This window comes from Dysgonomonas sp. Shenzhen-Wh21 (assembly GCF_043392705.1).
GTDB lineage: Bacteria > Bacteroidota > Bacteroidia > Bacteroidales > Dysgonomonadaceae > Dysgonomonas.
The window spans coordinates 1-9561 of record NZ_JAIXHZ010000114.1 but is presented as its reverse complement, the minus strand read 5'-3'; the positions used below and the strand labels follow the sequence as shown (position 1 = coordinate 9561).

Here is a 9561-nt window from a genome sequence, read left to right as displayed (position 1 = left end):
AGAATTTCAGTCAAGGATAGATTTTTCCGAATTGAGCCAAAGTGTTCAGGAGATAAAAAATGAAATTGGGCGTGTTGTTGTTGGACAGCATCAACTGATAGAGCAGATGATAATTGCTATCTTGGCAAATGGTCATGTATTGGTAGAAGGGGTTCCCGGTGTTGCTAAAACTTTATCAGCAAAACTTCTGGCAAAGACTATCGATGTTGCTTTCAGTCGTATACAGTTTACGCCCGATCTTATGCCTTCGGACGTCTTGGGTACAAGTATTTTTCTTCCGGGGTCTGCCAAATTTGAATTTAAGAAAGGGCCTATTTTTTCGAATATTGTGCTGATTGATGAAATAAACCGATCTCCTGCAAAGACTCAGGCTGCGCTTTTTGAGGTGATGGAAGAACGTCAGGTTACAAATGATGGAACAACATATAAAATGAGCTATCCATTTCTTGTAATGGCTACTCAAAACCCGATAGAGCAGGAGGGGACATATCGTTTGCCCGAGGCTCAATTAGATCGTTTCTTATTCAAAATCGTAGTCGATTATCCGAATATTGTAGATGAGATAAATATCTTGGACAGGCAAAACCGAGGTGAATTATCTCCTGAGATAGGTATTCGTCCGGTTCTGACGGCTGAGAAATTAAACTCTTTGCGCTCAGCGGTAGATAAAGTGCTGGTTGAACATCAGCTATTAGAATATATCGCTCAGATTGTATCTGCTACACGTCAGAGCCCATGGATAACCCTTGGGGCTTCGCCTCGTGCATCGCTTGCAATACTGAATGCCTCTAAAGCAATGGCAGCCATACGAGGACGTGATTTTATAACGCCTGACGATATCAAGGAAGTTGCTGTGCCTGTACTTAGACACAGAATTTTATTAACACCCGAAAAAGAAATGGACGGTACATCTACCGATACAATTATATGTCAACTGATAGACAAAGTGGAAGTTCCCCGATAAAATGGTTCTTTAAGAGTTTCTATCTCTCAAACCGTTTTTTCTTCACGCTGGCTTTATGTGTGTTGGGATACTTCGTATCTTATATTTTCGAGGTCTCACTTTTTATCATGACTGTGGTGATGAGCGTGTTGGCTGTATTCTTATTGTTGGATACCTTTACTCTTTATCGGCAGACAAGAGGTATACAAGCTTTTCGTAATTGTCCCGAACGGTTATCGAACGGTGATGTAAACACAATATCACTTTCGGTATCCAATAAATATCCATTCAGGGTTGCGATCAAAATCATTGAAGAGGTGCCTTTTCAGTTTCAAAAAAGAGATCTGACCTTTAGTACTTCGATAGGTGTACGCAAATCGGAAGTTTTGTACTACGATCTTCGTCCCACCGAAAGAGGAGTGTATCAATTTGGAGCAATAAACGTTTATGTGGCGGGACTCTTGGGGCTTGTTACACGACGTTATATATTCGACGAGAATAAGGATGTTGCCGTATATCCGTCTTTCCTCGAAATGCACAAGTATGAATTATTGGCGGCATCGCATCGTCTTACAGACTATGGTATTAAGAAAATACGACGCATCGGGCATGCTACTGAATTTGATCATATTAAACATTATGTATTGGGTGACGATCCTCGTACAATCAACTACAAGGCAACGGCACGTATGAGCCAGCTGATGGTAAATACCTATCAGGAAGAGAAATCACAACCTGTATATTGCTTGATCGACAAAGGGCGTACTATGAAAATGCCATTCAACGGGTTGACACTGTTGGATTATGCAATCAATACTACATTGATGGTAAGTACCACAGCTCTGAATAAAGGTGATAAAGCCGGACTCATAACCTTCTCTAAGAATGTGGATGAAATACTACCGGCAGATAGGCAACGCCGTCAGCGAGTAAAGATTTTGGAAACGTTATATGCGCAGAAAACAGATTTTAAGGAGTCTGATTATGAACGATTGTATGCTACTGTTCGTCGTAAATTGTCGCAACGCAGTCTGATTGTTTTGTTTACAAACTTTGAGACTATAAATGGAATGCGCCGCCAGTTGAAATATCTCACTCACATGGCCAAAGATCATTTGGTGTTGGTTGCATTTTTCTTGAATTCAGAATTTAACGAGGTGCTGGAGTCTTCTCCTGCAGGATTGGAAGATATATTCAGAAAAGGGATGGCCGAAAAGCTATGGAATGATAAATACCTGATCGTAAAAGAACTCAATAGATATGGAATTCATACGATTCTCTCAAAGCCTGAAAACCTTACTATCGATTCTATAAATAAATATCTTGAATTCAAATCAAGAGGATTAATTTAATCTTCTTCAATATTAGTGCCAGATAAAACCTTTCTAGAAACTCTAAATTATACCCACATCAGGTCGCTCATTATACCATCGGATATAAAGATTCCTTGTCGGGTTAATTTTAAGATATTATCCTTTTCGGTTAAGAACCCTTGATCGAGATATTTTCGTGCGTTTTTCAAGCAGAATGCTTTCATTTTAGTGCCAAAAAGGGATTCCAGTTCAGACAGATTTACTCCCCATTTGGTACGCATACCTGTTAAAATAAAATCGTTGTATCTTGTGTTTTCATCTAATGCCTCAATTTCAAGATTTGGATTTTCAGCCCTTATCCCTTCTATATACTTTGATATAGAGGCAACGTTCCACGAGCGGTTTTGTCCATCGTAAGAGTGGGCAGCAGGACCTAGTCCCAGGTACTTTTTTCCAAGCCAATACGAGCTGTTATGTTTTGAGTATAATCCGCGACGAGCAAAATTAGAGATCTCATAATGATCAAATCCTGCAGCGGTAAGTTGCTCTATCATTCGTGAAAACATGTCTACACTCAGGTCTTCATCAACAGGATTTACGTCTCCCATTTTGAATAAGCGATAGAGCCTTGTGCCCTGTTCATAGATCAAATGATAAGATGAAATATGCTGTACATCGAGAGCAATTGCTTCTTCGAGGTTTCTTTCCCAAATCTGCATTGTCTGGTTCGGCAAACCATACATGAGGTCTATACTGATATTATCATAGCCTAACGATTGGCACATTCTGACAGCTTCTTTTGCTTTATCGGCAGAATGCCTGCGCTTCAGGAATTTGAGCTCTTCATCGTCAAAACTTTGAATTCCAATGCTCAGGCGATTGAATGGTAATTTTTCTTTAAGGGTTGCTAAATACTGAGGTGAGAGATCATCGGGATTAGCTTCCATTGTTATCTCAGCATCGGGTGCTATCCGAAATTCATGGTGTAAAGTTTCAAATATACGGAGGAAGTCACTCTCAGATAACTGAGATGGAGTACCTCCTCCAAAATATACTGTCTTTACATCTTCCTCTCCAATGTAGTTTTTACGTAGCTTTATCTCTTCACAAAGAGCCGAAACATAGTCATACTTCGGAGACATATCTGTGCGTGTGTAGAAGTCACAATATATGCACCTTGTCTTACAAAAAGGAACATGAATATAAATTCCGGCCATTGCGTAATTTTAAGCTATTAGAAAGAATTAGTTAGTTGTTGCTAAACATTCTATTCTTTATACATTTTGTCGATAATATCTTTGTATTTTTCTGCTACAAATTTACGCTTTATTTTGAGTGTATTGGTTAATTCACCACCTTCCATCGTAAATGGCTCGGCCAGCAACCTGTATTTTTTTATCTTTTCGTATGGCGCAAAATGAGCTTGCAAGAGTTCTATGCGTCCGTCGAGCATACGGAGAATGTCTACATTAGAAAACAAGTCCTCTACTTTGTCATATTTTATTTGGTGCTCATTTGCATACTCTTCCAGTGCTTTATAATCGGGAACAATAAGAGCACTCACAAATTTACGCTCGTCGGCTATAACTGCAATCATATCGATAAACTTGTCTTCGGCTACGCGTGTCTCTATAGCTTGAGGTGCGATATATTTTCCGTTAGCTGTCTTAAACAGGTCTTTGATACGTTCGGTAATGTACAATACTCCGTTTTCCAATTTTCCTGCATCTCCCGTCCGGAAGAAGCCGTCTTCGGTGAAAACTTTAGTTGTTTCTTCTGGTTTGTTGTAGTATTCTCGCATCACGGTTTTTCCTTTCACAAGAATCTCGTTGTTTGTCTCATCAATCCTAACCTCAACTTCCGGCATTACGCTGCCAATAGACCCAATAACAAATTCTTTGTTAGGATAGAAGCTTACAGTTGCAGTTGTTTCAGTAAGACCATAACCCACAATTATTGGAATATTTACCGACTGTAAAAACTCAATGATTGAATCAGATAATGGAGCTCCTGCACAAGGGAATATGTTTCCCTTCTCGATACCGATAACCAGCTTAAGAACGAAAAATATAGTATTGTTATATAGAGCAAATTTAATACGAGTACCAAGCGGGGCTCGTAGATTTTTATTTTTAAAGTCCAAATTATATCTTTTCCCTGTCTTGATGGCATCGGTATATAGCCATTTCATCAGACCTTTGGAACTGGATATTTTTTCGTGAACGCCTGCATATACTTTTTCCCAGAATCGGGGAACACTACACATGATAGTCGGATGAACTTGCTTTATTGATTTTTGTATTTCCTTTGCATCTTGATTGATAGCAATGGTCATACCCTTATGGATAGCGTAATATGTCCACGCCCGTTCAAATATATGCGCCAAAGGAAGGAAATTCATAGACAGGTCTTTATTCGAAGTCATAGGCAGACGCATGTCGTGAATACGGAAAACCTGAGAGAAACACGAATGTGGTAATACTACTCCTTTCGGTTCGCCGGTTGTACCTGAAGTATATATAATACAAGCTATATCATCTTCTCTTCTCGATTTAAGGCGTACTCGCACGATAACTTCTGTGTGCGAATTTTCACCGGTAGCGATAAAATCATCAAAATAGACAGAAGTCTTATCATCGGGATGAAATTTCACATTATTATCGAATACAACAATTTTCTTTAAAGCAGGCGAATTTTGTTGCACTTTAAATGCATTATTATATTGGAACTGCTCTCCGGCGAACAGTAACTGTATACTGGCATCCTTTACGATATATTCTACTTGCGACGGTGATGATGTTGCATAGATAGGTACCGAAATGCAACGATTGGCAAAAGTACCGAAATCCGCAAAAAGATATTGTGGCATGTTCTGAGAATACACAGCGATCCTAGAGCCTTCTTCTACACCCATTTCAGCCATTGCCCAGGCTGTTTTCATTACATTGTCCGAAAACTTATTCCATGAAATATTCTTCCATTTTTTTTCATACGGGTTTCTATATTTCAGAGCTGTTCTCTTACCATACCTGATAGCCTGACGATGTACCAATATAGACAGATGATAATAATTCATTTGGACTTCCTTTTTTATTTATTATTATCACAAAGGTAATTTATAATATTAAAAAATGATTATTTAATTTCACTTTTTATAGTTGCTTAGGCATCTATTGTAGCTACTATCAGGGGATTAGGTAATGTGTCTTGACGAGTAAAAATATGGAATTAACTAGCAGGGTATAAAATACAACTCATGATTTATTTTTACTACTTTTGTAGCCAACTAAATATATCTATATGGCAGGGAGTGGAATGAAGAGCTTAGCAAAAGATACTGCAATCTATGGATTGAGTAGTATTGTTGGCCGCATATTTAATTGGTTACTTGTTCCTTTACACACATATATTTTTACTGATACTATCGAGTATGGCAAGGTAAGCTATATATACGGCTACACGGCGTTATTCATGGTTTTGCTGACTTACGGCATGGAAACGGGATTTTTCCGCTTTATGAACAAGAAAGAAGAGAATCCTGATAAAGTATATGCTACATCTTTAATCTCATTAGCTACAACATCTCTGCTGTTTATTTTATTCTGTTTTTCCTTCATCAATCCTATTTCGTCATGGATGGAATATACCGATCACAAGGAACATATCTGGATGATGGCTATTGTAGTGGCACTGGACGCTTTTATGACAATCCCTTTTGCTTATTTGCGTTATCAGAAAAGACCGATTCGGTTTGCTACATTGAAGCTTACGTTTATAGGGTTTAATATATTCTTCAATCTTCTGTTTTTGGTCGTATGTCCTTGGCTATACAAAAACTATCCGGACCTGGCTATTAATAAGTTCTTTCATCCCGAGATCGGTATCGGATACATCTTTTTGGCAAACTTGCTGTCTAGCTTGGTGGTATTGATACTATTGATACCGACAACAATGAAGAATGTGAAGCTCCAATTTGATAATGCTCTGATCAGACGTATGCTGATATACTCATTCCCTCTCTTAATATTGGGGCTGGCAGGAGTTATAAATCAGACTGTAGCGCAATTAACTTATCCTTTTCTGTTCGATAATCCCGATGAAGCTTTCAGCCAATTAGGTATATACAATGCTTGCCTTAAGATAACGGTTATTATAACAATGTTTACACAGGCATTCCGGTATGCTTACGAGCCCTTCTTCTTTAGCAAGGATAGGGAGAACAGCAGTACAAAACCGTATGCCGATGCTATGAAGTATTTTGTAATATTTGCTTTACTCGTTTTTCTGGCTGTGATGTTTTATCTTGATATATTGAAGTATATAGTCAGCAAAAACTATACAGTAGGTACAGTCATTGTTCCTATTGCCATGATGGGTGAAATATTTTTTGGGATGTACTTCAATCTTTCGGTATGGTATAAGCTAACCGATAAGACAAAATACGGAGCCTATTTTTCTGTATTCGGATGTATCCTTCAGGTTGCGATCAATATCATCTTTGTCCCTGTTTATGGCTATATTGCCAGTGCATGGGCTACGCTGATTTGTAATCTGATTATTATGAGTATATCTTATTTTATAGGACAAAAATATTATCCGATAAGATACGACCTAAAGCGCATTTTCTTATACTTTGCTTTGGCTGTCGTATTTTACATTGCGGCCATGTATCCACAGATAGATAACGAAATCTTACGACTGGCATATCGTACGGTATTCCTTGTTATATTTACGGCGGTTATAATAAAGAAAGATTTGCCATTAAAAGAGATTCCTGTCATCAGTAAATATATTAGCAACAATAAAAGAAATAAGTGACACTTTCTTATTTCATCGTGTTGTGAAAGTTAAATATAATTATCTGTATATAAATGGGATGTATGCTGTGTGAAGAATAAAAGGTTACACTTTAAAAAAGTGGGTAAAAGCTGTTACTTTTGTCACCTTTTAGCTGTATCTTTCAGCCAGCCAGTAAATTATATAGGTATGACTGAAGAGCTATTTAATTACCAAACATATCATTAATTAATAATAACTAAAACGATGAGAAAACTATTTTTAATATTAGCAATTTTCCTTACTGTTGCCGGAGTAAAGGCTGACGAGGGAATGTGGCTATTAAAAGAACTCAACAGGCAGAGTGCTGCCCGCATGAAAGAGTTGGGATTTAAGTTCCCTATTGATAGCATATACAGTGAGACTAACCCTTCGCTGAAAGATGCTGTAGTTATTTTTGGTAGAGGCTGTACCGGAGTATCGGTATCTCGTCAAGGGTTGATATTCACCAACCATCACTGCGGATACGATGCAATACAAAAGCTTAGTTCTGTAGATCATGATTATTTGAAAGACGGTTTTGTAAGCCAGTCATTTCAGGAAGAATTACCAGCAGAAGGTTTGACTGTTGCTTTCTTACAAAAGACCGAAGACATTACAGATTTTGTAACCTCCACACTATTATCTACTGACAGCGAGAATGTACGTGAAGAAAAAATAGACTCTTTGTCGCAAGTATATCTTGAAAAGTATAAAGACAATAAGTTTCTTAGAGCGCAAGTAATACCTTTTTATACACACAACAAATACTATGTTGTTGTATACGAAGTATTCAGAGACGTAAGACTTGTATTTACTCCTCCATCTTCTGTAGGAAAATTTGGTGGTGAAACAGACAACTGGATGTGGCCTCGCCATACCGGCGACTTCTCTGTATTCCGCGTTTATGCTAACAAAGACAATGGTGCAGCAGAATATAGTGCAGATAATGTACCTTACAAACCTAAATATTCAGTTCCTGTTTCTCTAAAGGGCTACAAAGAGAACGACTATGCCATGACGATTGGATATCCGGGAAGTACCGAACGCTATATGACATCGTGGGGTATCAACCAAATGGTAGAATCGGAACATAAACCTCGGATTGAAGTTCGCGGAGCAAAACAGGATATCTGGAGAAAAGATATGAACGCAAGCGATGCTATTCGTATCAAATACGCGTCTAAATATGCAGGAAGCTCCAATTACTGGAAAAATGCTATGGGGATGAACGAAGCTATTGCTAAACTTGGCGTTATAAAAGATAAAGAACAACTTGAGGCTAGATTTGCGCAATGGGCTGCTTCAAAACCTGCATTGCAAGCAAAATACGGGGATGCTCTTACGCTAGTGAAAGAAGGCTATACTGAAACAATGGAAACATCTAGAATTCAGACATATCTGTACGAAACATTCTTCAATGGGATTGAAATTATCCGCTATGCAAATACGGCACTCCTTGTAAATAGAATGGATCCTGACAAAAATAAAGGTGAAGAATTCACAAAGCGTTTAGCTCCGCTTTATAAAGATTATGAGCCGGCTCTCGATCGTAAAGTAATGCCTGCATTACTAAAAATATATGCCGAAAGAGTTCCTGCTGAATACTTGCCTTCGGTATATACAAAGATTGCAAATGAATTTGGTGGAGACTATGATAAATTTGCCGAGTGGTTCTACAACAATACTAAATTTACCAATCTGGAAGCTGCTACAGCTCTAATAAGCAGTGAAGATCAGGAGGCAATCAATAATGACCCTGCAATTTCATTCGCTCAATCTTTAGAACCATGTTTAAACCTATTACGTCAGGCATCTGCACCTTATTATCCTCAGATAGATAAAGGCAGCCGTTTGTTTATGGCGGGATTAATGGAAATGGAGCCGAATAAAGCTTTCTACCCGGATGCTAACTTCACTCAACGTTTGAGCTATGGCTCTGTGGGCGGATATAAGCCTGCCGATGCGGTTACTTACGACTATTATTCAACATCTCAAGGTGTACTGAATAAACAAGTTCCTAACGATCCAGAGTTCGGTGTGCAACAATATATATTGGACGATTTGGCAAGTAAAGATTTTGGACAATATGCAAACAAAGCTGATGGAAAAATGTATGTAAACTTCTTGTCGAACAACGATATTACAGGAGGTAACTCAGGTAGCCCTGTATTTAATGGAAACGCAGAACTAATCGGACTTGCTTTTGATGGCAACTGGGAATCGTTGAGCGGTGACATCTTGTTTGAACCAGAGTTGCAACGTACAATCAGTGTAGACATACGTTACGTACTTTATATAATAGATAAGGTAATGAACTGCCCTCGTCTTATCAACGAGCTGAAAGTGGCAAAATAAAAATATAAGAGTATAAGGAAAACAAAGGCTTGTGATAGTAAAATCACAAGCCTTTGTATTTATAAGTGGCAGGTTGTTAGTTGTTTATTGTGTGATTTATATCGCTTTTTATTAATACTCATATTTTTTTAG

Annotated in this window: 6 protein-coding genes; 4 read left to right on the top strand and 2 right to left on the bottom strand. The window is 38.2% G+C overall.

Features of this window, described 5'->3' with window-relative positions:
* Both LDB17_RS07450 and LDB17_RS07445 read left to right on the top strand, forming a co-directional pair.
* Nucleotides 1–964 (top strand): AAA family ATPase (locus LDB17_RS07450; protein WP_393924969.1); only part of this gene is annotated, 964 nt, incomplete at its 5' end.
* A complete protein-coding gene (locus tag LDB17_RS07445; protein WP_252638093.1) occupies nt 928–2295 on the top strand; it encodes a DUF58 domain-containing protein in 1368 nt (455 codons plus the stop codon). The genes LDB17_RS07450 and LDB17_RS07445, both read left to right, overlap by 37 nt.
* 47 nt (nt 2296–2342) lie before the next feature.
* Here LDB17_RS07445 and hemW read toward each other — a convergent pair whose 3' ends face one another.
* Nucleotides 2343–3473, bottom strand: a complete 1131-nt coding sequence (gene hemW, locus LDB17_RS07440) for a radical SAM family heme chaperone HemW (protein WP_252638092.1) — start codon at nt 3471–3473, stop codon at nt 2343–2345.
* A gap of 50 nt (nt 3474–3523) precedes the next feature.
* Nucleotides 3524–5332 (bottom strand): long-chain fatty acid--CoA ligase, encoded by a 1809-nt coding sequence (locus LDB17_RS07435; protein ID WP_252638091.1) that lies wholly within the window; start codon nt 5330–5332, stop codon nt 3524–3526.
* A gap of 224 nt (nt 5333–5556) precedes the next feature.
* Between LDB17_RS07435 and LDB17_RS07430 the strand changes: the two genes are divergently transcribed.
* Together LDB17_RS07430 and LDB17_RS07425 are read left to right on the top strand one after the other, a co-directional pair.
* Nucleotides 5557–7074, top strand: coding sequence for an oligosaccharide flippase family protein (locus LDB17_RS07430; protein ID WP_252638090.1), 1518 nt, complete (start codon nt 5557–5559; stop codon nt 7072–7074).
* A 225-nt stretch (nt 7075–7299) separates the two neighbouring features.
* On the top strand, nt 7300–9429 hold the full coding sequence (locus tag LDB17_RS07425; protein WP_252638089.1) for a S46 family peptidase: 2130 nt from the start codon (nt 7300–7302) through the stop codon (nt 9427–9429).
* Nucleotides 9430–9561: the final 132 nt, after the last annotated feature.